This window comes from Pseudomonas sp. TE9122 (assembly GCF_056278925.1).
In genome coordinates this window covers 4,558,741-4,580,992 of sequence record NZ_JBWBQI010000001.1, presented here as the reverse complement: position 1 = coordinate 4,580,992, position 22,252 = coordinate 4,558,741, and the positions used below count along the sequence as shown (strand labels likewise).

Sequence of the window (22,252 nt, the reverse complement as noted above, 5' to 3'; positions counted from 1 at the left end):
TCGGTAAAGGTCATTGAAACGTTTTGTCACTGTCTCCATTACAGGAGAGCACCGCGCCCAGAGTGGGTGCGGGCATGTTATTACCGGCAATCTACGAGGTCGCCATGAACAGCGAAGAGCAAACCCTGATCGATGGACTGTTTTCCCGGCTGCAACAGGCCGAAACGGAGGCAGCCCCGCGCGACGCCCAGGCCGAGGCGCGGATCAAGGAACACCTGACGCGCCAACCGGCGGCAGGCTATTTCATGACCCAGGCGATTCTGGTGCAAGAGGCCGCGCTGAAAAGCCTCGACGAGCAGAACAAGCAACTGACCCAGCAAGTCCAGCGCCTGCAGGCCGAGCTGCAATCGGCCAAGGCCCAGAGTGGCGCACCGGCAGCGAGCGGTAGCGGTGGCTTCCTGTCGAGCATTTTTGGTGGCGGCAGTTCGCGTCCGGCGCCGAGCCAGAGCGCAGCGCCGTCGTCCTCCGGCGGCTGGCGTGAACCGGCACCGCAGCAGAGCTACCAGGCACCGGCGCCACAACAGAGCTTCGGCGCCGCGCCGCCCAACTATGCGCAGCAGGCAGCCCCGGCGGCGGGCAACAGCTTCCTCGGCGGCGCGCTGAAAACCGCCGCTGGCGTGGCCGGCGGTGTGATGCTGGCGCAGGGCATCAGCAGCCTGTTCCACCACAATCAGCAACCGGAAGAAATCGTCGAGGTCATCAAGGAAGAACCGGCGCAGGTCGCCGACCAGAGCAACAACGGCTGGGGCGATGATCAGCGCGTGGCGGACAACGGCTTCTCGGGCAATGACCAGGGCGGTTTCAGCGACGCCGATTACAGCAGCGACAATTCGTCGTTCTTCGATGACGACGACTCTTTCGTCTGACATAGCCTTTCAAGGCTGACATCGACCCCTGTGGCGAGGGGATTTATCCCCGTTGGGCTGCGTAGCAGCCCCGCTTTTCCTAATTGGAGCGAGGACTGCTGCGCGGCCCAGCGGGGATAACTCCCCTCGCCACAACACCGTTTGTCAGGGACACCTCGGCGCCAGCCGGTGATTATTCGCTGAATCTTTCTCTTGGCTGGCATACTGAGCGCCTTTTTCAGGCCTGATCGCCTGACCCCGCTTCGTGCGCTTGTGCGCCCACAGGAACTCCGGTGAAAAAAATCGCAGTGTTCGCCGATGTGCAGAACCTCTACTACACCGTGCGTCAGGCCTATGGTTGCCACTTCAACTACGCCGCATTGTGGGCGGACATCAGCAAGAACGGGCAGATCGTCGAGGCCTACGCCTACGCGATCGACCGTGGCGACAGCAAGCAGCAGCAGTTTCAGCAGATCCTGCGCAACCTCGGCTTCATCGTGAAGCTCAAGCCCTACATCCAGCGCAGCGACGGCTCGGCCAAGGGTGACTGGGACGTGGGCATTACCCTGGACATCATGGACGCCGCCGACCATGTCGACGAAGTGGTACTGGCTTCCGGTGACGGCGATTTCGACATGCTGCTCGAGCGCATCATCAACAAGCACGGCGTGCAAGCGGTGGCCTACGGCGTCCCTGGCCTTACCGCCAACTCGCTGATCCGCGCCGCCAGCCGCTACGTGCCGATCGAAGGCGCACTGTTGCTCAAGAGCTGAGCTGAACAATAGATTTGAACGGAGTACACCCCGGTTTGGAACGCATTGCAGTCATCGACTTTGAAACCACCGGCCTGTCGCCGAACAGCAGCTGCCGCGCCACGGAAATCGCCGTGGTCATGCTGGAAAACGGCCGCATCGTCGAGCGTTACCAGAGCCTGATGAACGCCGGCGTGCGCGTCCCCGCGTTCATCGAGCAACTGACCGGCATCAGCAACGCCATGCTGCGCACCGCGCCGCCGGCCGAGCGGGTGATGGAAGAGGTCAACGAATTCGTCGGCTGCACGCCGTTGCTGGCGCACAACGCCTCGTTCGACCAGAAGTTCTGGGATTTCGAACTGGGGCGGATCAAACGCACACGCCTGCAGAATTTCGCCTGTTCACTGCTGCTGGCGCGGCGCCTGATGCCGGCGGCGCCGAATCACAAGCTCGGTACGCTCACCACGTTCGCGCAGTTGCCGCACACCGGCCAGGCTCACCGGGCCATGGCCGACGCCGAGATGGCCGCCAATCTGATGGCGCATTTGGCGGAAGAGTTGCGGGGCAAGCACGGGGTGCGCGAGTTGAATCACGACCTGCTGTGCAAGTTGCAGAAAGTCCCTGCGGCGAAAGTCGGCGAGCATCTGCAGCGTTATCGCTGATCCTGGGTACTCCGACTGATCGTTCCCACGCTCTGCGTGGGAATGAAGCCCGGGACGCTCGGCGTCCCTTTCAAAGCCGAACGCAGAGCGTCCGTTGAGGCATTCCCACGCGGAGCGTGGGAACGATCCAAGATGGATGTCTACCGATACACCGCTTTCGCGAGCAGGCTCGCTCCCACAAGGACCTTGTCGGTCTCAGTTGCTTTCATGCAAAAGTGTACCGGCGCGATAAACAGGTTTTGTAACTTATTTTTGCGCGGCAGCCTTTCTAGAATAATCCATCCACCGAGCCTGACTGTCGAGCTGCCCATGCCTGCCTTGCGCCGTTTTTCCCTGCCGTTAATCGCTGCGTTTTTTGCGTTGTACGTGATTTGGGGATCGACCTATCTGGTGATTCGCATTGGCGTCGAATACTGGCCGCCGCTGTTGCTGGCCGGGGTGCGCTTCGTCATTGCCGGCAGCTTGATGTACGCCTGGCTGCGCTGGCGCGGTGCTCCTGTGCCGACCTGGGCGCAGTGGAAAGCGGCGGGGCTGGTCGGCATTCTGCTGCTCAGTTTTGGTAATGGCGCGGTCAGCGTGGCCGAGCACACTGGTGTGGCTTCCGGCGTTGCCGCGCTGGCGGTGGCGACGGTGCCACTGTTCACCTTGTTGTTCGGCTACTTCTGGGGTGCGCGCAATACGCGGCTGGAGTGGGCCGGTGTCGCGTTGGGGATTATTGGCATCGCCATGCTCAACATGGGTTCCAACCTGCAATCGAGCCCGCTCGGTGCGATGTTGCTGATCTTCGCGGCGGCGAGCTGGGCGTTCGGCTCGGTGTGGAGCAAATACCTGCCATTGCCGGCGGGGGCGATGGCCAGCGCGGTGGAAATGCTCGTCGGCGGCGTGGTCTTGCTGATCGGCAGTGCGCTGAGTGGCGAGCACCTGCAAGCCATGCCGCCGCTCGAAGGGTGGCTGGCGCTGGCCTATCTGATTTTCTTTGGCTCGATCATCGCCTTCAATTCCTACATGTATCTGCTCAAACACGTGCGCCCGGCGGCAGCGACCAGTTATGCCTACGTCAACCCGGCGGTGGCGGTGTTGCTCGGCGTGGTGTTTGTCGGCGAGACCATCGGCATCGAAGAAGCGCTGGCGATGCTGGTGATCATCAGCGCTGTGCTGCTGATCAGCCTGCCGCAATGGCGTCGACCTGCGCAGCCACCCGTGGAAGAGGCGAAAGCCGTTCCGACGGAAGCGCGTACGAATTAGGGTAAACTGCGCGGCATTGCATCCCCGCGTCATTTTTTCCTACGGTACTCCCATGACTTTCGCCTCCCTTGGCCTGATCGAACCCTTGCTGCGCTCCCTCGAGACGCTCGGCTACCAGACCCCGACGCCGGTGCAGGCGCAAGCCATTCCGGCGGTGCTGGCCGGTCGCGACCTGATGGCAGCGGCCCAGACCGGCACCGGTAAAACTGCCGGTTTCGCTTTGCCGCTGTTGCAGTTGCTGACCATGGAAGGGCCGAAAGTCACCGCCAATTCGGCGCGTGCGCTGATTCTGGTGCCGACCCGCGAGCTGGCCGAGCAGGTCCACGAAGCCGTGCGCCAGTACGCGGAAAACCTGCCGCTGCGTACTTACGCGGTGTATGGCGGTGTCAGCATCAACCCGCAGATGATGAAGCTGCGCGGCGGCGTCGATGTGCTGGTCGCCACACCCGGTCGCTTGATCGACCTGTTCCGCCAGAACGCGCTGAAACTCGATCAACTGCAAACGCTGGTGCTGGATGAAGCCGACCGTATGCTCGACCTGGGCTTCTCCGAAGAACTGGCGAACATTTACCGCATGCTGCCGAAAAAGCGCCAGACCCTGCTGTTCTCCGCGACCTTCTCCGATGATATCCGCCTGCTTGCCGGGCAGATGCTCAACGATCCTTTGAGCGTCGAAGTCAGCCCGCGCAACGTCGCCGCCAACACGGTCAAGCAGTGGATCGTCACCGTGGACAAGAAGCGCAAGGCTGAACTGTTCGTGCACCTGATGCGCAAGAACAAGTGGAAGCAGGTGCTGGTGTTCGCCAAGACCCGCAACGGCGTCGATGCGCTGGTGGAAAAACTTCAGGGCCTCGGTGTGAATGCTGACGGCATCCATGGCGACAAACCCCAGGCCACGCGCCAGCGCGCGCTGGACCGGTTCAAGCTCAGCGAAGTGCAGATTCTGGTGGCGACCGACGTTGCCGCCCGTGGTCTGGACATCGAAGACCTGCCGCTGGTGGTCAACTTCGATCTGCCGATCGTCGCCGAGGATTACATTCACCGCATCGGCCGCACTGGCCGCGCGGGTGCCACCGGTGAGGCGATCTCGCTGGTGTGTGCCGATGAAGTGAACATGCTCTCGGCCATCGAAATGCTGACGCGGCAGAACCTGAAGCGCCAGAACGAACCGGATTTCGAGCCCGAGCACCGTGTGCCGGACACCGATGCCAGCGGTCAGGTGATCAAGAAACCGAAAAAACCTAAGAAGCCGAAAGCATCGGGCGGTGGCGGTGGAAAACGCAATCTGGGCAAGTGGGTCGACAGCGGCGAGACCTCGGCACCGGAGCCATCGATCAAGCCGGTGCGCAAAGTGCCGGTGTTCAATACCGGACCGCGCAAGCGCAAGCCGTGATTTGATGAAGCGTTTGTAAGGACGTCTTCGCGAGCAGGCTCGCTCCCACATTGGGGATGCGTTTCCCTGTAGGAGCTGCGGAACGCTGCGATCTTTTGATGTTGATTTTTGAAGATCAAAAGATCGCAGCCTCGTTTCACTCGTCAGCTCCTACAGGGTTTTGTGCTTAAGCCATTGCACGATTCCCAGCCCAGCCGCCCGCCCACTGGCAAAACACCCGGTCAGCAAGTAGCCGCCCGTCGGCGCTTCCCAGTCGAGCATCTCGCCGGCACAAAACACCCCCGGCAACGCCTTGAGCATCAAGCGCTCATCCATCGCTTCAAACCGCACTCCACCGGCACTGCTGATCGCTTCGTCCAGTGGACGGGTTTTCACCAGAGTCAGCGGCAACGCTTTGATCGCTCGGGCCAACAGCGCCGGATTGGCGAAGGTTTCGGCATCGGTCAGCTCGCGCAACAACGCTGCTTTAACCCCATCAATCCCCACCTGACTGTGCAGATGCTTGGCCATTGAGCGCGAGCCACGTGGTTTGCTCAGCGCCGCCTGCAATTTATCCACAGGCCGGCCGGGCAGCAGGTCGATGTGGATAACCGCTGCGCCATAGCGATTGATTTCCTCACGAATCGGCGCCGACAGCGCATAGATCAGGCTGCCTTCAATGCCGGTCGCGGTGATCACGCATTCGCCCAAGCGCGGGATGTCGTCGTTCAAACCGATGGCAATGTTTTTCAGCGGCGCGCCGGCGAATTTGCTCACCATCAGCTCGCTCCAGGCCTGCACCTCGAAGCCGCAATTGCTTGGCTGCAACGGTGCCAGATCCACGCCGCGCTGCTCCAGCGGCAACATCCACGCGCCATCCGAGCCCAGGCGCGCCCAACTGCCGCCGCCGAGGGCGAGCAGGGTGGCGTCGGGGTTTACGCTGATTTCGCCTTGCGGGCTGGCGATGCGCAGTGCACCGCTTGCGTCCCAGCCGAGCCAGCGATGGCGGGTGTGGATAACTACGCCGCTGTCGCGCAGGCGCTTGAGCCAGGCGCGCAACAGTGGCGCGGCTTTCATGTCGGTGGGGAACACGCGGCCGGAGCTGCCGATGAAGGTTTCGATGCCCAGATCGTGAATCCACTGGCACAAGGCATCGGCATCGAATGCGCGCAGCAGCGGGGCGATCTGCGGTGCGCGTTCAGCGTAGCGGGAGAGGAATGCCGGGTAGGCTTCGGAGTGGGTGATGTTCATGCCGCCGACTCCGGCCAGCAGGAACTTGCGCCCGACCGAGGGCATGCCGTCGTACACGTCGACGCGGATTCCGGCCTGGCTCAGCACTTCGGCGGCCATCAGGCCGGCGGGGCCACCGCCGATGATAGCGACGTGGGTGTTGGCGGGGGCGGAGTTCTGGGTCATGGGCGTGCGCTGCGGTATGGCGGGACAAGGCGCGCATTCTAACAGCGCTGAACCCCTGTAGGAGTGAGCCTGCTCGCGAACGCGGTCTGTCAGTCAATTAGAAGTTGCGGGTGCTAAAGCTTTCGCGAGCAGGCTCGCTCCCACCGGGGCTGCGGTGTATTTCGAGGCTGGTTAAAAAACAAACAGTGCGCTGGGCGCCTTGCCCAGCATGGCCTGCAGTCCCTTTCACTCAGGTTATCCACAGCCAGTTCCACAGCGATTGTGGGTAACGCAGCACGTTTCAATGACAGCCGTGTGAATCCCAGACCCGTTGCGCGCTGTGATGGAGGATGCCGTGGCGGCGGGCGAGGGCGTGGCGATCCTTGCTGTAGCCGCCGCCGATCACCCCGACCACCGGGATGTCGCGGCCCAGACAATGGCGCATCACCCGTTCATCGCGCTCGGCCACGCCGGCGTCGGTCAGTTGCAGATAACCGAGTGCATCGTCCTTGTGCACATCAACGCCAGCGTCGTAGAGCACCAGATCCGGTTGATACAGCGGCAACAGGTAATTGAGCGTGTCATCCACCACCTGCAGATAGTCGGCATCGCCCATGCCTTTTGGCAGCGGGATGTCCCAGTCACTTTCGGCTTTGCGCGCGGGAAAATTCTTCTCGCAGTGCAGGGAAACGGTAATCGCCTCCGGCGTGTCGTGCAGAATCCGCGCAGTGCCGTCGCCCTGATGCACGTCGCAATCGAAGATCAGCACGCGATTGACCCGGCCGCTCTGCAACAGGTACTGGCTGATGATCGCCAGGTCATTGAAGATGCAGAAGCCGGCAGGGTAATCGTAGTGAGCGTGATGGGTGCCGCCGGCCAGATGACAGGCCAGACCATGCTCAAGGGCTTGCTCTGCCGCGAGGATCGAACCGCCCACTGCACGCACGGTGCGTCGCGCCAGCGCTTCGTTCCACGGCAGGCCGAGGCGCCGTTGGTCTTCGCGGGACAACTCGCCGCTCATGTAGCGTTCGATATAGCTGCGGTCATGGGCGAGGGCGAGGATGTCGTTGGGGCAGATCTGCGGGCGCAGCAGGTCGGCGTCGCGGGTCAGGCCGCTGTCGACCAGGTGATCGCGCAGCAGCCGAAACTTGTCCATTGGAAAGCGGTGATCCGCGGGAAACTCGGGGCTGTAGTCTTCGTGATAGATCAACGGCAAGGGCATGGCTTGTTTCGCGCAGAACCTGGGAAAGAATGAACGATCCTACCAGCGATGTAGACTCAACGGCATGGAAATGGAGGGGACGATGGAGCCGATACTGGAGCTGCAAAGCGCGCGCTTGTTGATGCGTCAGTGGCAGGACGAGGATTTGCCGGCATTCGCCGCAATGTGCGCCGATCCGCAGGTGATGCGCTACTTTCCGGCACCGTTGACCCGGCTCGAAAGTGCCGCGCTGATCGGTCGCGTGCGCGGACATTTTGCCGAGCATGGGTTTGGCCTGTGGGCGCTGGAGCGCAAGGACACGGGCGAGTTCATCGGTTTCACCGGGTTGGGCGTGGTCGGCTTCGATGCGCCGTTTACCCCGGCGGTGGAGATCGGCTGGCGTCTGGCCAAGGAACACTGGGGCCTGGGTTACGCCAGCGAAGCGGCGTGGACGGCACTGCGCGCCGGTTTCGACCAATTGAAACTGGAGGAAATCGTCTCGTTTACCGCCGGGCAGAATGCGCAGTCGGAGAAGGTCATGCAGGCGATCGGCATGCATCACGATCCACAGGATGATTTCGATCACCCCAAGCTTGCGCTCGATCACCCGTTGCGCCGCCATGTTCTGTATCGCATCAGCCGCGAACAATGGCTGCAAACCTTGCATGAATAAGCCGACACGGACGTTTACAATGGCCGCCATCGTATTTGGCCCGTGCCAGAACCTGAATCGTCCGCCGCAGCCAAGACTGCGCGGCCATTGCTTTGTGTGAGGAGTGCCTAATGAGCCAAGTGCTGGAAGATCTGGTCGATCTGCTGACCCTGGAACCGATCGAAGAAAACCTGTTCCGTGGCCGCAGCCAGGATCTGGGGTTCCGCCAGTTGTTCGGCGGTCAGGTGCTCGGCCAGTCGCTGTCGGCGGCCAGTCAGACGGTGGAAGAGGCGCGTCATGTGCACTCGCTGCACGGTTATTTCCTGCGCCCGGGCGATGCCAAGTTGCCGGTGGTCTATTCGGTGGATCGCGTGCGTGATGGCGGCAGCTTCAGCACTCGCCGCGTGACTGCGATTCAGAAGGGCCACCCGATCTTCACGTGCAGCGCTTCGTTCCAGTACGACGAACAAGGCTTCGAGCATCAGGGCCAGATGCCCGTGGTGGTCGGCCCGGAAAACCTGCCCTCGGAGCTGGAACTGATTCAGCAGCGTGCGCACCTGATTCCCGAGCACATGCGTGAAAAACTGCTGTGCCCGAAACCGATCGAAGTACGCCCGGTTACCGAAAAAGACCCGTACAACCCGCAACCGGCCGATCCGCTGAAGTACGTGTGGTTCCGCGCCGACGGCGCCTTGGCCGACATCCCTGCGCTGCACAAATACCTGCTGGCGTATGCCTCGGACTTCGGCCTGCTGACCACTTCGATGCTGCCCCACGGCAAGTCGGTCTGGCAGAAAGACATGCAGGTCGCCAGCCTTGATCACGCGCTGTGGTTCCACAATGATCTGCGCGCCGATGACTGGTTGCTCTACGCGATGGACAGCCCGTGGGCCGGCAACTCCCGTGGTTTTTCCCGTGGCAGCGTATTCAACCGCGCCGGGCAACTGGTCGCTTCGGTGACTCAGGAAGGTCTGATCCGCCATCGCAAGGACTGGGCATGAGCCTGACCGCGGTTCGCCATTGGGTATTCGACATGGACGGCACGCTGACTGTCGCCGTGCATGATTTCGCGGCGATTCGCGTGGCACTGGCGATTCCGCCCGAGGACGACATCCTCACCCACCTCGCCGCGTTGCCAGCGGATGAAGCGGCGGCCAAGCATGCCTGGTTGCTTGAGCATGAACGCGATCTGGCGCTGGGCTCGATCCCGGCCACCGGCGCGGTTGAGCTGGTGCGCGACCTGCATGCGCGCGGTTATCGCCTCGGCATCCTCACGCGCAATGCGCGGGAGCTGGCGCATGTCACGCTGGAGGCAATCGGCCTGGCCGACTGCTTCGCGGTCGAGGATGTGCTGGGTCGCGACGAAGCACCGCCAAAGCCGCATCCGGGCGGTTTGCTGAAACTGGCCGATGCCTGGCAAGTGCCGGCCAGTGACATGGTGATGGTTGGTGATTATCGCTTTGATCTCGATTGCGGCCGAGCAGCGGGGGCGCGGACGGTGTTGGTGAATCTGCCGGATAACCCGTGGCCGGAGTTGACGGATTGGCATGCAAGGGATTGTGTTGAGTTGCGGCGGATGCTGCAGGCCTGAGATCGTTGTTGTCTGATCGGACGCCTTCGCGAGCAGGCTCGCTCCTACAGGGGAATGCGTTCCAACTGTGGCATTTATTCCAAATGTGGGAGCGAGCCTGCTCGCGAAGGGGCCGGTGGATCCAGCAAAAAACTCACTGATCAAACAACGCCTTCTGCCCCTCCGCCGACGTCAGCATGCCATCCCCGTCATGCCCGACCCCAGGCACCTCCACCAGCCGCTGATTGACCCCCTCAGGATGGCGGCGCAGCAAATAGCCGAAATACAGCTTCCCGCGCATCAAGCGGTAAGCCCCTTGCGCCTCGGCTGCGCAGCTCTTGTCCAGCGCCGGGTGTTCCGGGTCGACGTCCTGCTGCCCGAGCAGATAAATCACCTCGCGTTTGACGTAAGCGCTCTCAACCTGCAAAGGCGTTTGCCCGCCGGCATACACCGGCATGTCCGCCAGGCCGTACTTCCAGCGATTGAAGCCCGGGCATTGTGCGTGGTCGAACGCCACTGGCCGCTGCTCGTTGAAGTACGCGTAAGAAGAGGGATTGGCCACCACATAGCGCAAGCGAATACCGTTGGCCTTGAGCGCCGGCTGATCCTTGGCCAGCAGGGCGTAACGCTGCACCACCTGACCACCGCCGGAGTGGCCGAAGATCACGATCTGCTTCACGTCCGGAAACTGTTTGCGGTCGCTGAGCCGCGCGACGATTTCGTCCAGCGCCGCGTAGGAACTCAGCGGATTCGGCCCGGTGGACAAGCCGCCGCCCATCCACTCGTTGCCCTGCCAGCGCAGCACCGTCGGCGGCAAGGAATACAGGGTGACGTCGCTTTCATTGAGAAACTGCGGAGCGATCACCAGCGTGTGCGCGGTCTGCCCGGCGAGTTCGGCGGCGCTTTCCGCGCTTTTGCGATAGGTCTCGGCGTTGCGCAGGCGACCGTGAATGACGATCAGCACCCGCTCGATCTTTTCCGGTGCCGGGCCGATGCCCACTGCCATTTCCCCGGCCTTGAGTTGCAGGCGACCGGGGCTGATCGCATCGACGCCAGCCGCTTGCGCGGTGCCGGCGATCAACAGTAACGCCACAAGCCATTTATGCATTTACAGGGTTTTCGCCGCGAAGGTGTCGCACTGGCTTACCTGGCCTTGCGCGAATCCGGTTTTGAACCAGCGCACCCTTTGCGCTGACGTACCGTGGGTAAACGAGTCCGGGACCACACGGCCCTGACCCTGTTGCTGCAAGCGATCATCGCCGATGGCGTTGGCGGCGTTCAAGGCTTCCTCGATGTCGCCCGGTTCCAGCCAGTTCAGGCGTTTCTGCGCGTTATACGCCCAGACGCCAGCGAGACAGTCGGCCTGCAATTCCTGACGAACCAGCAGGCCGCCGTCGCCCTCCATCTGCCGGCCTTGCTGACGCGCCGCCTGCATCTTCGCCGAGACGCCCAGCAGCGTCTGCACATGATGGCCGACTTCGTGCGCAATCACGTAAGCCTGAGCGAAATCGCCGGCGGCTTTGAAGCGCTGCGACATTTCCTGAAAGAACGCCATGTCCAGATAGACCTTCTGGTCGGCCGGGCAATAGAACGGGCCGGTGGCAGAAGTGGCCTTGCCGCACGCGGAGTTCACCCGATTGCTGAACAGCACCAGTGTCGGGTCTTTGTATTGGCGTCCGGCCTGCTGGAAGATCGGACCCCAGGTGTCTTCGGTGTCGCCGAGGATCGAGCGGACGAATTCAGCCTGTTCATCATTGGCCGGCGGTGCCTGACGGGTTTGCGAGGTGGGCGCCGGTTGTTCCATCTGGCCGGTCAACTGGCCGAGGATCTGCAGCGGGTCCTGGCCGGTGAGCCAGCCGATGCCGACGATCAGCACGATGGCCGTCAGGCTCAGACCCTTGCCGCCACCGAAGCGCATGCCGCCGCCACCGCCGGCATCATCACCCCGGGCGTCGACGACGTTGTCACTGCGTCGGCCTTTTTTCCATAGCATGTGGGAATCCTCTTTTATTGCCGGTGATGAGTCTGATGGTGATGAGTGTTGCCGCTGTGTGAGTGTGGCGCCAGTCCGGTCGTCCGTCCATGCACACGCGCCCACATGGTGCGGGCCTGGTATTGACGGTCGAGCGGGCCGTGAATTCAATCCCGAGTGGAATTTCTTCCGTTGAATTCATGAACCCGCTGTTTCGACGGCAGTCTGTGATGTTGCACACTGGCCGGACGCCGAAGTGGCGGGAATCTTGCCTAAAGGTTTTGCCTGGCGGCGGTTTCCCGGCGAAGAAGAGTGCAACCTGTGCGGTTGCTGAAAGCTCGGCCGACTATGATTGCCACAACGATTGCCGCCAGCGCGAACGCTCGCCCGGGTATTTTTCAGAGATTGCCAATGACCGTCAGCACCCCGCTCTCCGGTGTCAACCAGCCCTTCAAGGGGATTCTGCTGATTGTCGTGGCGACGTTCCTGTTTTCCAGCCACGACGCGTTGTCGAAATACCTCTCCGGTTTTTATCCGATCGTGATGGTGGTGTGGGCGCGCTATGTGGTGCACACCTTGTTGATGGCGGGGATTTTCCTGCCGCAGTCCGGCTTGCGCGTTCTGCGCACCAAGAAGCCGTTATGGCAGCTCGCCCGTGCACTGTGCCTGCTCGGCACCAGCCTGTTTTTCACCACGGCGCTGCTGTACATCCCGCTGGCCGAAGCCACGGCGGTCAACTTTCTCGCACCGGTATTGGTGACGGCGTTATCGGTGCCGCTGCTCAAGGAACGGGTGACGCGCGGACAGTGGATCGCGGTGATCTGCGGCTTCATCGGCGTGCTGATCATCGTCCACCCGGGCGGCGAACTGTTCACCCCGGCAATCCTGCTGCCGTTCTGCTCGGCGCTGTTCTTCTGCTTCTACCAATTGCTGACGCGCAAGCTCGCCGAAGTGGACAGCCCGACCACCAGCAACTTCTTCGCCGGGCTGTGCAATACCCTGGTGATGAGCGCGCTGGTGCCGTTCTTCTGGCAGGTGCCGACGTTGCCTCATGCCGCGCTGATGCTGGCGCTGGGCAGTTGCGGGATGACGGCGCATCTGTTTCTGACTCAGGCCTTCCGTCACGCAGCACCAGCCTTGCTGGCGCCGTTCGGCTATTGCCAGATCGTCTTTGCCGGGTTGTTGGGCTGGCTGCTGTTCAATCACACACCGAGCGGGTTGACGGTGATTGGTATTGCGGTGATCTGTTGCAGCGGATTGGCGGCAGCGTGGCAGCAGAGCCGGCGCTAAAGAGCGGATCCCGGTACAACTTGTGGGAGCGAGCCTGCTCGCGAAAGCGGTGTGTAAGTCGCCATATTCAGCGGCTGACGTGACGCCTTCGCGAGCAGGCTCGCTCCCACAATGGGATGTATGCAGGCAGGTTATTCGGTAACGCTCGGAATCTTGCGCGGTGCCATGAAGTACATCCACGTCAGTGCGAGGAAGTACATCGCCGGGATCAGCGTGAACAGCACTGTGTAGTTATTGTTGGTGACGGTGAGGATGTGGCCGACGATCTGGGTCATGAACATCCCGCCGATCGCCGCGCACATGCCGCCGAAGCCGAACACCGTGCTCATCATGTGCTTGGGCGTGTAGTCCATCACCAGGCTCCAGATGTTCGCAGTCCAGGCCTGATGCGCGCCGATCGCCAGCGAGATCGCCGCCACCGCCACCCACAGGTTCGCCGAGCCGGCGGCCATCACCACGCCGATGATGCAGCAGGCAAACAGCAACATCGACAGCAACCGCGCCTTGATCGAGTTCATGCCGCGACCGATCAGGAACGAGGACAGAATCCCGCCGCCGACACTGCCGAAGTCAGCCGTGACGTAGATGATGATCAGCGGAATACCCATCTGCGTCACGTTGATGCCGAGGTTGTATTGCTGATTGAGAAACGGCGGCAGCCAGTACAGATAGAACCAGAACACCGGCGCGGTCAGCGAGTAGGCGAGGGCGAAGGCCCAGGTGCCGCGCATGCGCAGGATCTTGCTGAACGGCACGCGGGCCTGTTCCGGTTCGACTTGCTGCTGGATGTAATCGAGTTCCGACTGCTTCACCGTCGGGTGATCTTCCGGATTGAAATACTTCAAGCCCCAGAACAACAGCCAGATGCCGCCGAGTGCCGCCATGCACAGGAACGCCGCTTGCCAGCCCCACACATGCAGGACCAGTGGCAGCAGCATCGGCGTGAACATCGCGCCGACGTTGGTGCCGGCGTTGAAGATGCCGGTAGCGACAGCGCGTTCACCGGCCGGGAACCACAGGCGCGTGGTTTTCACACAGGCCGGGTAGTTGGCCGCTTCCGTCAGGCCGAGGATGAAGCGGCAGACCATGAAGCCGACGGCGGAGGTCGCCAGGCCATGGGCACCGGTGGCCAGGCTCCAGAGCAGTACGGCGCAGAAGAACACGCGCTTGACGCCGACCCGGTCGATCAGGCGTCCCTGCAGGACAAAACCGATCGCGTAGCCGACCTGAAACCAGAAGTTGATGTTGGCGTAGTCCATCGCCGTCCAGCTCATTTCCTTGGCGAGGATCGGCTGCATGACGCCGAGGGCGGCGCGGTCGATGTAGTTGAGGGTGGTGGCAAAAAACACCAGCGCCAGCATGCCCCAGCGGGTCTTGCCGACGGCCATGGCGCCGCGGATCTTGTCGCCAATGCCACCCGTGGCAGTGCTCATGGCCGGAGCCATGCGGGAAGTCTGTGAAGGAATCATGTGTTCCACCCGTTTTTGGATTTGTTATTTGGTGTTCTTTTCTGTCGAACACCTTGCCCGGTGGTTAGTGGCCGGACTCGATGTGCAACCGATGTTGGGCAGTGAACAAAAAATCGTCAATTCGCCAAATCGCCTTAGTGTTCGATAATCGCACGCAAAACTAACCGGGTAGTACACTTTAAATTGCTGCGCGCAGGGATGCAGCCAATAATTTCCCTCACTATAAAAACCCATTCCCCGGTAGGAGCTGCCGAAGGTTGTGATCTTTTGATTTTGCTGTTTTGGTAATCAAGATCAAACGATCGCAGCCTTCGGCAGCTCCTACAGTAAAGATAAAGCGGCGCAGTCCGGGAGTTGAAACATGCAGCGTTCCATTGCCACCGTTTCCTTGAGCGGCACCCTGCCGGAAAAACTCGAAGCCATTGCCGCCGCCGGGTTCGACGGCGTGGAGATTTTCGAAAACGACCTCCTGTACTACGACGGCAGCCCCCGGGAAATTAAACAGATGTGCGCCGATCTGGGGATCGCCATCACCCTGTTTCAGCCGTTCCGTGACTTCGAAGGCTGCCGCCGCGATCGCCTGGCGCGCAACCTTGAACGTGCCGAGCGCAAATTCGATCTGATGCAGGAACTTGGCACCGACCTGGTGCTGGTCTGCAGCAACGCCTCGCCGGACAGTGTCGGCGATCAACAAATCCTCGTCGATGATTTGCGCCTGCTGGCTGAACGCGCCGGCGCCCGTGGCTTGCGCATCGGTTACGAAGCGCTGGCGTGGGGCCGTCACGTCAATACTTATCAACAGGTCTGGGACATCGTCCGTCAGGCTGATCACTCCAACCTCGGCGTGCTGCTCGACAGCTTTCACACCCTGTCGCTAAAGGGCGATCCCAGCGCGATCGCCGACATTCCCGGCGACAAGATCTTCTTCGTGCAAATGGCCGACGCGCCGATCCTTGCTATGGATGTGCTGGAGTGGAGCCGGCATTTCCGTTGCTTCCCGGGGCAGGGCGAATTCGATCTGCCGGGTTTCCTCGCGCCGATCATCAAGAGTGGTTATACCGGGCCGCTGTCGCTGGAAATCTTCAACGACGGCTTTCGCGCCGCGCCGCCACGGGCCAATGCCGCCGACGGTTTGCGCTCGCTGCTGTATCTGGAAGAGAAGACCCGTCAGCGTCTCGAGCAGGAAGCGGCGCCGGTGGCCAACCGTGAGATTCTTTTCGAAACGCCGCCGGCCAGCGAATACAACGGCGTGGAATTTCTCGAATTTGCCGTCGATGAAGCGCTGGGCGCTAAGCTCAGTCACTGGCTGCAACGCCTCGGTTTCGCCAAGGCCGGGCAGCATCGCTCCAAGAGCGTCAGCCTGCTGCGTCAGGGCGATATCAACCTGATCCTCAACTCCGAGCCGTATTCCTTCGCCCACAGCTTTTTCGAAGCCCATGGCCCGTCACTGTGCGCCACGGCCGTGCGGGTCAAGGACAGCGCCAGTGCGCTGGCCCGCGCGGTCGCTTACAAGGGGCAGCCCTATCGCGGCCTGGTCGGGCCGAATGAACTGGAGCTGGCGGCGGTGCGCGCACCGGACGGCAGCCTGATTTATCTGGTCGATGCGGAAGCCGATGTGTACGGCACCGATTTCAATCTGTTGCCGGACGCGCAGACCGGCGGCGGCCTCAAGCGTATCGATCACATGGCCATGGCGCTGCCGGCGGACAGCCTCGACAGTTGGGTGCTGTTTTACAAAAGCCTGCTGGATTTCGAAGCCGACGATGAAGTGGTGCTGCCCGATCCATACGGTCTGGTGAAGAGCCGCGCACTGCGCAGCCGCGACAGCTCGATCCGGCTGCCGCTGAACATTTCCGAGAACCGCAACACCGCCATTTCTCATGCGCTGTCGAGTTATCGCGGCTCCGGTGTGCATCACATCGCTTTCGATTGTGACGACATCTTCGCCCAGGTCAGTCGCGCCAAGGAGGCCGGTGTGCCGCTGCTGGACATCCCGCTGAACTATTACGACGACCTCGCGGCGCGTTTCGATTTCGACGATGAGTTTCTCAGCGAACTGGCCTATTACAACGTGCTCTACGACCGTGACGCCCAGGGCGGCGAGTTGTTTCACGTCTACACCGAGCCGTTCGAGGGGCGTTTCTTCTTCGAGATCATCCAGCGCAAGAATGGCTATGCCGGCTACGGCGCGGCCAACGTTGCGGTGCGGCTGGCGGCGATGGCCAAATCCCGCAGCGGTGCGGTGCGTCAGGCGAAGTTGTAGGGAATTCGTAAACGCGGGATTAAACACCGGCTGCGCGGCTTCCTTCACTGTCCCGCGCGGCCCATAATCGCCAGCTTGTGCAGTGATGGCCGTGAGCCCGCGATGACCATGAATTCAGAACTTTCCGCCGCTGCTGTCGAGTCCGACGCAGTGCCGCGCAAGAGTCGCAAGAACAACCCGGAAAAGACCCGCGGAAACATTCTCCAGGAGGCGATCGTCGAGTTCGTCCAGCAGGGCTTGTCCGGCGCCCGCGTCGACGCGATCGCCGAGCGCATCCACACCTCCAAGCGCATGATCTATTACTACTTCGGCAGCAAGGAGCAGTTGTACGTCGAGGTGCTGGAGAAGCTTTACGGCGATATTCGCAGCACGGAAAACCGCCTGCACCTGGACGAGCTGCCGCCCGAGCTGGCGATCCGTCGGTTGGTGGAATTCACCTTCGATCACCATGACCACAACGTCGATTTCGTGCGCATCGTCAGCATCGAAAACATCCACAACGCCGAGTACGTAAAGCGTTCCGATGCGATCAAGGCGCTGAACAACACGATCCTCGACACCTTGGGCGGGATTCTGCAACGAGGCGCGGACGAAGGTTTGTTCCGGCGTGGCATCGATGCGCTGGACGTGCACCTGCTGATCAGTTCGTTCTGCTTCTATCGCGTGTCGAACCGCCACACGCTGGGAGAAATCTTCCAGATCGACCTGCCGGACGAAACCATCAAGCAGCGCCACCGCGAGATGATCTGCGAATCGGTGTTGCGCTACCTGAAGGCCTGACTCGATCCCCCCTGTGAGAGCGAGCCCGCTCGCGAAAGCGATGTGTCAGTCGCCCTGTTCGTTGACTGAATCGACGCCTTCGCGAGCAGGCTCGCTCCCACAGAGTTACCCTGTTGTTCAGCCATTCATGCTCTGAAAATGCTCAAGCATGCGCTGCGCATCCGGCACCACGCCGCTGAACAGTTCAAACGCCTTCACCGCCTGAAACACCGCCATGTTGCCGCCATCCAGGGTGCGGCAACCCAAGGCGCGGGCATCGCGCAGCAGCTCGGTTTCCAGCGGGAAATACACAATTTCCGCGACCCACATTGCCTTGCGTAGCAAGCCGGCCGGCACCGGTGAACCCAGCAGCTTGGCCATGCCCATCGGCGTGGTGTTGACCAGGCCATCGGCCTGCGCCAGCGCCCCGGGCAAATCCCGTCCCGCCTGCGCGCGACCGGCGCCAAAATGTTGATTCAGATTGTTCGCCAGGCTCTCGGCACGCTCGCGGTCGACATCAAAAATCGTCAATTGCCGTACGCCTTCGCTGAGCAGCGCGTGGGCCACCGCCGCTCCAGCCCCACCGGCGCCCATCTGGACTACACGTTCTAGGGCAGCGTCCGGCAGACCTCGGCGAAAACCCTCGGCGAAACCGAGGCAATCGGTGTTGTGGCCGACACGCTTGCCGTCCTTCAGCACCACGGTGTTGACCGCGCCGATACCGCGTGCTTCCGGGGACAATTCGTCGAGCAGCGGGATGACCGCCTGTTTGCACGGGAAAGTGATGTTCAGTCCGGTGTAATTCATCCGCTCCGCCGCTTGCAGCAGGTCGTGCAGGGCCGTGCTGTCGAGGTGCAATTGATCGAGGTCGATGAGCTGGTACAGATAACGCAGGCCCTGCGCATCGCCTTCGTGCTCATGCAGTGCCGGTGTACGTGAAGCCTGAATCCCGGCGCCGATCAGCCCGGCGAGTATCACCTTGGAACGCGACATGGTTCTTACCTCTGCAACCGCTGACCGAAATGCTCCAGCGCCAGGCGGTAGCCATGGCTGCCGAACCCGCACATCACCGCCGTGGCGATGCCGGAAACAAACGAATGATGACGAAACGGCTCACGGGCGTGGACGTTGGACAGATGCACCTCGATCACCGGCAATTCACTGGCGACCAGTGCATCGCGAATCGCCACGGACGTATGCGTCCACGCCGCCGGATTGATCACGATCCCGGCACAACGACCACGCGCGGCGTGAATCCAGTCGAGCAGCTCGCCTTCATGATTGGTCTGGCGAAATTCCACGGTCAGGCCGAACTCGTCAGCCGCGCGACCACACAGTGCAGAAATATCGGCCAGGGTTTCATGACCATAAGTCGCCGGCTCGCGGGTGCCGAGCAGGTTCAGGTTCGGGCCGTTAAGCACCAGAACGATAGGGGGCATGGGGTAACTCCACTTATTGTTTTTGGCATGGGCCGAGAGGTTCCGGCCTGTGGAGATAAAATGTACTAGATGGTTACATCGGTCAATTGAACAGAAATGACCTTGGCGTTTTATGTTCGGTGATCGCACAGATCAAAAGATCGCAGCCTTCGGCAGCTCCTACAGATAACCGCGTTCCACATGTAGGAGCTGCCGAAGGCTGCGATCTTTTAGAGCACCCACAAAAAAGCCGTCAATCACGACGGCTTTCTCGTACCAACTACCCGCGATTAGCGTCGGGTCAGCAGCACACCGGATTCCATGTGATGGGTCCACGGGAACTGGTCGAACAATGCGCACTTGGTAATGCGGTGGGTGTCATGCAGCTGGGCGATGTTGGCCGCCAGGGTGTCCGGGTTGCAGGAGATGTAGAGGATGTTGTCGAAGCGTCGTGTCAGCTCGCAGGTGTCGGGGTCCATGCCGGCGCGTGGCGGGTCGACGAAGACGCTGCCGAATTCGTAGCTCTTCAGATCGATGCCGTGCAGGCGGCGGAACGGGCGCACTTCGTTGAGCGCTTCGGTCAGCTCCTCGGCGGACAAACGCACCAGCGTAACGTTATCCACAGTGTTTTCGCTGAGGTTGCTCAGGGCCGCGTTGACCGAAGTCTTGCTGATTTCGGTAGCGAGCACTTTGCGCACGCGAGTCGCCAGCGGCAGGGTGAAGTTGCCGTTGCCGCAGTACAACTCGAGCAGATCGTCGCTGCGATCGCCCAGCGCTTCGTAAGCCCAATTGAGCATCTTCTGGTTCACCGTGCCGTTGGGCTGGGTGAACGCGCCTTCGGGCTGGCGATAGCTGAAGGTGCGGCCGCCGACTTCGAGTTTCTCGACGACATAGTCCTGACCGAGCACTTCGCGCTTGCCCTTGGAGCGGCCGATGATGCTCACGCCGAGATCGGCCGACAGCTTCGTTGCTGCCGCATGCCAGTGCTCGTCCAGCGGACGGTGATAGCACAGGGTGATCATCGCGTCGCCGGCCAGCGTGGTCAGAAATTCGACTTGGAACAGCTTGTGGCTCAGCGCCGAACTGGCTTGCCACGCGGCCTTCAACTGCGGCATCAACTGGTTGATGCGCAGGCTGGCAATCGGGAATTCTTCGATAAGGATCGGCGTGCGTTTGTCGTCCTGAGAGAACATCGCGTAGTGGCGTTCGCCGCCCTCGCGCCAGAGGCGGAATTCGGCGCGCAGGCGAAAGTTCTGCAACGGCGAATCAAACACCGTCGGCGCAGGTGCATCGAACGGTGCCAGCAGATCACGCAAGCGCGTGACCTTGGCTTCGAGTTGTTCGGCGTAGGCTTGGGAATCGAAACTCATGCGTTGAACCAACCCAACTTGATCACAAACAGAATCGACAGAATCACCAGTGCCGGGTTCAGCTCACGGGCACGGCCGGACAGCAGCTTGATGGCGGTCCAGGCGATGAAGCCGAAAGCGATGCCGTTGGCGATCGAATAGGTGAACGGCATGGCCAGCGCGGTAACCACAACCGGCGCCGCCACGGTGATGTCGTCCCAGTCTATTTCCGCCAGGCCGGAAGTCATCAGCACGGCGACGAACAGCAGCGCTGGCGCAGTGGCGAACGCCGGAACGCTGGCCGCCAGGGGCGAGAAGAACAGCGCCAGCAGGAACAGGATTGCCACGACGATGGCGGTCAGGCCCGTGCGGCCACCGGCACTGACGCCGGCAGCGGATTCGATGTAACTGGTCGTGGTCGAAGTACCCAGCAGCGAGCCGGCCATGGCCGCAGTACTGTCGGCGATCAGCGCACGGCCCATTTTCGGCATGTGGCCGTCCTTGCCCATCAGGCCGGCGCGCTTGGCGACGCCGATCAGGGTCCCGGAGTTGTCGAACAGGTCGACGAACAGGAAGGCGAAAATCACGCTGACCAGACCGATGTCCAGTGCGCCTTTGATGTCCAGTTGCAGGAAGGTTGGCGCCAGCGACGGCGGCATTGACATGATGCCGCCGAACTCGGTGACGTTCAGTACGATCGAGGCGATGGTTACGGCGAGAATGCCGATCAGCACCGCGCCGCGCACTTTCAGCGCTTCGAGGGCGACGATCACGGCAAAGCCGACGGTGGCCAGAATCGGTGCCGGTTTGGTCAGATCGCCGAGGCCGACCATGGTCGCCGGGTTGCTGACCACGATACCGGCGTTGTGCAGGGCGATCAGCGCCAGGAACAGGCCGATACCGGCGGCAATCGCCGAGCGCAGTGGCAGCGGAATGGCGTTGATGATCCATTCACGGATGCGGAAGATCGACAGCAGGAAAAACAGCACGGCGGAAATGAACACCGCACCCAGCGCCACCTGCCAGGTGTGGCCCATGTGCAGCACCACGGTGTAGGTAAAGAAGGCGTTCAGGCCCATGCCCGGAGCGAGAGCGATCGGGTAGTTGGCGATCAGGCCCATCACGGTCGAGCCGATTGCAGCCGCCAGACAGGTGGCGACGAAGATCGCGCCTTTGTCCATGCCGGTCTCGCCGAGGATGCTCGGGTTGACGAACAGAATGTAAGCCATGGCCAGGAAAGTCGTGACGCCCGCAAGAATTTCGGTGCGCACGTTGGTGTTGTGTGCCTTGAGTTGAAACAGCCTTTCCAGCATGTCTGCTCCCCGTGGCGCGCGTGGCGCCGTGAATGTATCGACCTCAACAGCAAAGCACAGACCGTCGCAAGCGCCTGGAAAATTGTCGTGGGCCGGAAAAAGCCGCGCATCATACCAGCCGCGTGAGGAATTTGGCGGATGTTGGTGTCGATCGTCGGCGAAGTTTTGCGCAGCCAACAACTGCGCCATACTGCGCGCTGATTTTTTGGAGTGGGCAGGCATGCGCAACGGTTGGATCAGGATTTTCGGATGGATTGCAGCACTGCTGCTGACAGCTCCGGCGTTCGCGGCATCGGCGCCGCCGCTCACCGAGGTGAAGGTGATCAAAGTGCAGTCACCGTCCTGCGGCCTGGAAGATATTGCCGATAACCAGCCGCAAACCCAATGCAATCACAGCGGGCCGAATATCAAAGTCTTCGTGCTGGAAGTCGGCTATGGCCAGAACCAGCCACACGTGACTCTGGATGGCTTCGAGGTCAACGGCACCCGAGGCCCGGTGTGCGCCTTCGATAATGGCAATCTCACCGAGTGCACGCCCGGCAGCAAAACCGTCGGTTCTCTTTATACCTTCGATCTGGCCGGCAAACAGCAAGGCACCTTCAGCTTCAGCAACACCTCGATCAACGCCCCGCGCAACACGCTCTCGACTCAGCTTTACATCAAGTAACGGCTGTCTGCGAACAGGGTGGGACAAAGCTGACTACGCTTGACTGACTATCCAGCGG

21 protein-coding genes are annotated in these 22,252 nt (G+C 61.5%); 12 read left to right on the top strand and 9 right to left on the bottom strand.

Going from position 1 to position 22,252, the window contains the following annotated elements; all coding sequences use genetic code 11:
- Positions 1–104: 104 nt before the first annotated feature.
- The 5 genes from ACZ9BE_RS20645 to ACZ9BE_RS20625 all read left to right on the top strand — a co-directional run bounded on the left by ACZ9BE_RS20645 (position 105) and on the right by ACZ9BE_RS20625 (position 4,897).
- Complete coding sequence (locus ACZ9BE_RS20645; RefSeq protein ID WP_150638541.1) at positions 105–866, top strand: DUF2076 domain-containing protein; 762 nt, start codon at positions 105–107, stop codon at positions 864–866.
- Between the two features lie 272 nt (positions 867–1,138).
- Positions 1,139–1,618 carry a LabA-like NYN domain-containing protein gene (locus tag ACZ9BE_RS20640; RefSeq protein WP_095181882.1) on the top strand — a complete coding sequence of 160 codons (480 nt, stop codon included), beginning with the start codon at positions 1,139–1,141 and terminating at the stop codon, positions 1,616–1,618.
- Between the two features lie 35 nt (positions 1,619–1,653).
- Positions 1,654–2,259 carry a 3'-5' exonuclease gene (locus ACZ9BE_RS20635; RefSeq protein ID WP_095181881.1) on the top strand — a complete coding sequence of 202 codons (606 nt, stop codon included), beginning with the start codon at positions 1,654–1,656 and terminating at the stop codon, positions 2,257–2,259.
- Positions 2,260–2,568: 309 nt separating this feature from the next.
- Positions 2,569–3,504, top strand: coding sequence for a drug/metabolite exporter YedA (gene yedA, locus ACZ9BE_RS20630; protein ID WP_476249869.1), 936 nt, complete (start codon positions 2,569–2,571; stop codon positions 3,502–3,504).
- 52 nt (positions 3,505–3,556) lie between these two features.
- On the top strand, positions 3,557–4,897 hold the full coding sequence (locus ACZ9BE_RS20625; RefSeq protein WP_041477749.1) for an RNA helicase RhlE1: 1,341 nt from the start codon (positions 3,557–3,559) through the stop codon (positions 4,895–4,897).
- A 150-nt stretch (positions 4,898–5,047) separates the two neighbouring features.
- Here ACZ9BE_RS20625 and ACZ9BE_RS20620 read toward each other — a convergent pair whose 3' ends face one another.
- Complete coding sequence (locus tag ACZ9BE_RS20620; RefSeq protein ID WP_476249868.1) at positions 5,048–6,292, bottom strand: TIGR03862 family flavoprotein; 1,245 nt, start codon at positions 6,290–6,292, stop codon at positions 5,048–5,050.
- 280 nt (positions 6,293–6,572) lie between these two features.
- A complete protein-coding gene (locus ACZ9BE_RS20615; RefSeq protein ID WP_024014421.1) occupies positions 6,573–7,493 on the bottom strand; it encodes a histone deacetylase family protein in 921 nt (306 codons plus the stop codon).
- Positions 7,494–7,575: 82 nt separating this feature from the next.
- On the opposite strand from ACZ9BE_RS20615, the gene ACZ9BE_RS20610 reads away from it, so the two are divergent.
- The 3 genes from ACZ9BE_RS20610 (at position 7,576) to ACZ9BE_RS20600 (ending at position 9,715) form a co-directional block, all read left to right on the top strand.
- The gene (locus ACZ9BE_RS20610; RefSeq protein ID WP_024014420.1) at positions 7,576–8,145 is read left to right on the top strand and encodes a GNAT family N-acetyltransferase; all 570 of its coding nucleotides are present in this window, start codon (positions 7,576–7,578) and stop codon (positions 8,143–8,145) included.
- Positions 8,146–8,255: 110 nt separating this feature from the next.
- The gene (gene tesB / locus ACZ9BE_RS20605) at positions 8,256–9,125 is read left to right on the top strand and encodes an acyl-CoA thioesterase II (RefSeq protein WP_236168718.1); all 870 of its coding nucleotides are present in this window, start codon (positions 8,256–8,258) and stop codon (positions 9,123–9,125) included.
- Complete coding sequence (locus tag ACZ9BE_RS20600) at positions 9,122–9,715, top strand: HAD family hydrolase (protein WP_476249867.1); 594 nt, start codon at positions 9,122–9,124, stop codon at positions 9,713–9,715. Before tesB ends, ACZ9BE_RS20600 begins: the two co-directional genes overlap by 4 nt.
- A gap of 133 nt (positions 9,716–9,848) precedes the next feature.
- On the opposite strand, the gene ACZ9BE_RS20595 is transcribed toward ACZ9BE_RS20600, so the two are convergent.
- A complete protein-coding gene (locus tag ACZ9BE_RS20595; RefSeq protein ID WP_076564192.1) occupies positions 9,849–10,802 on the bottom strand; it encodes an alpha/beta fold hydrolase in 954 nt (317 codons plus the stop codon).
- Positions 10,803–11,687, bottom strand: a complete 885-nt coding sequence (gene ypfJ, locus ACZ9BE_RS20590; protein WP_476249866.1) for a KPN_02809 family neutral zinc metallopeptidase — start codon at positions 11,685–11,687, stop codon at positions 10,803–10,805. It lies immediately after the preceding gene.
- A 390-nt stretch (positions 11,688–12,077) separates the two neighbouring features.
- Here ypfJ and ACZ9BE_RS20585 point away from each other — a divergent pair, with 390 nt between their 5' ends.
- A complete protein-coding gene (locus ACZ9BE_RS20585; RefSeq protein ID WP_041477756.1) occupies positions 12,078–12,956 on the top strand; it encodes a DMT family transporter in 879 nt (292 codons plus the stop codon).
- 131 nt (positions 12,957–13,087) lie between these two features.
- Here the strand turns inward: ACZ9BE_RS20585 and ACZ9BE_RS20580 are convergent, their stop codons facing one another.
- Positions 13,088–14,425, bottom strand: a complete 1,338-nt coding sequence (locus ACZ9BE_RS20580; protein WP_236168716.1) for an MFS transporter — start codon at positions 14,423–14,425, stop codon at positions 13,088–13,090.
- 361 nt (positions 14,426–14,786) lie between these two features.
- On the opposite strand from ACZ9BE_RS20580, the gene quiC reads away from it, so the two are divergent.
- Together quiC and ACZ9BE_RS20570 are read left to right on the top strand one after the other, a co-directional pair.
- On the top strand, positions 14,787–16,688 hold the full coding sequence (gene quiC, locus ACZ9BE_RS20575) for a 3-dehydroshikimate dehydratase QuiC (protein ID WP_236168715.1): 1,902 nt from the start codon (positions 14,787–14,789) through the stop codon (positions 16,686–16,688).
- 102 nt (positions 16,689–16,790) lie between these two features.
- The gene (locus ACZ9BE_RS20570; protein WP_476249865.1) at positions 16,791–17,468 is read left to right on the top strand and encodes a TetR/AcrR family transcriptional regulator; all 678 of its coding nucleotides are present in this window, start codon (positions 16,791–16,793) and stop codon (positions 17,466–17,468) included.
- 117 nt (positions 17,469–17,585) lie between these two features.
- Here ACZ9BE_RS20570 and ACZ9BE_RS20565 read toward each other — a convergent pair whose 3' ends face one another.
- The 4 genes from ACZ9BE_RS20565 to ACZ9BE_RS20550 all read right to left on the bottom strand — a co-directional run bounded on the left by ACZ9BE_RS20565 (position 17,586) and on the right by ACZ9BE_RS20550 (position 21,527).
- On the bottom strand, positions 17,586–18,440 hold the full coding sequence (locus tag ACZ9BE_RS20565) for a shikimate dehydrogenase (protein WP_476249864.1): 855 nt from the start codon (positions 18,438–18,440) through the stop codon (positions 17,586–17,588).
- A 5-nt stretch (positions 18,441–18,445) separates the two neighbouring features.
- Positions 18,446–18,886 (bottom strand): type II 3-dehydroquinate dehydratase, encoded by a 441-nt coding sequence (gene aroQ / locus ACZ9BE_RS20560; protein WP_076564187.1) that lies wholly within the window; start codon positions 18,884–18,886, stop codon positions 18,446–18,448.
- A gap of 269 nt (positions 18,887–19,155) precedes the next feature.
- Positions 19,156–20,235 carry a tRNA (uridine(54)-C5)-methyltransferase TrmA gene (gene trmA, locus ACZ9BE_RS20555; protein WP_252876938.1) on the bottom strand — a complete coding sequence of 360 codons (1,080 nt, stop codon included), beginning with the start codon at positions 20,233–20,235 and terminating at the stop codon, positions 19,156–19,158.
- Complete coding sequence (locus tag ACZ9BE_RS20550) at positions 20,232–21,527, bottom strand: NCS2 family permease (protein ID WP_016773083.1); 1,296 nt, start codon at positions 21,525–21,527, stop codon at positions 20,232–20,234. Before ACZ9BE_RS20550 ends, trmA begins: the two co-directional genes overlap by 4 nt.
- A 220-nt stretch (positions 21,528–21,747) precedes the next feature.
- On the opposite strand from ACZ9BE_RS20550, the gene ACZ9BE_RS20545 reads away from it, so the two are divergent.
- Positions 21,748–22,194, top strand: coding sequence for a DUF4879 domain-containing protein (locus ACZ9BE_RS20545; RefSeq protein WP_476249863.1), 447 nt, complete (start codon positions 21,748–21,750; stop codon positions 22,192–22,194).
- Positions 22,195–22,252: the final 58 nt, after the last annotated feature.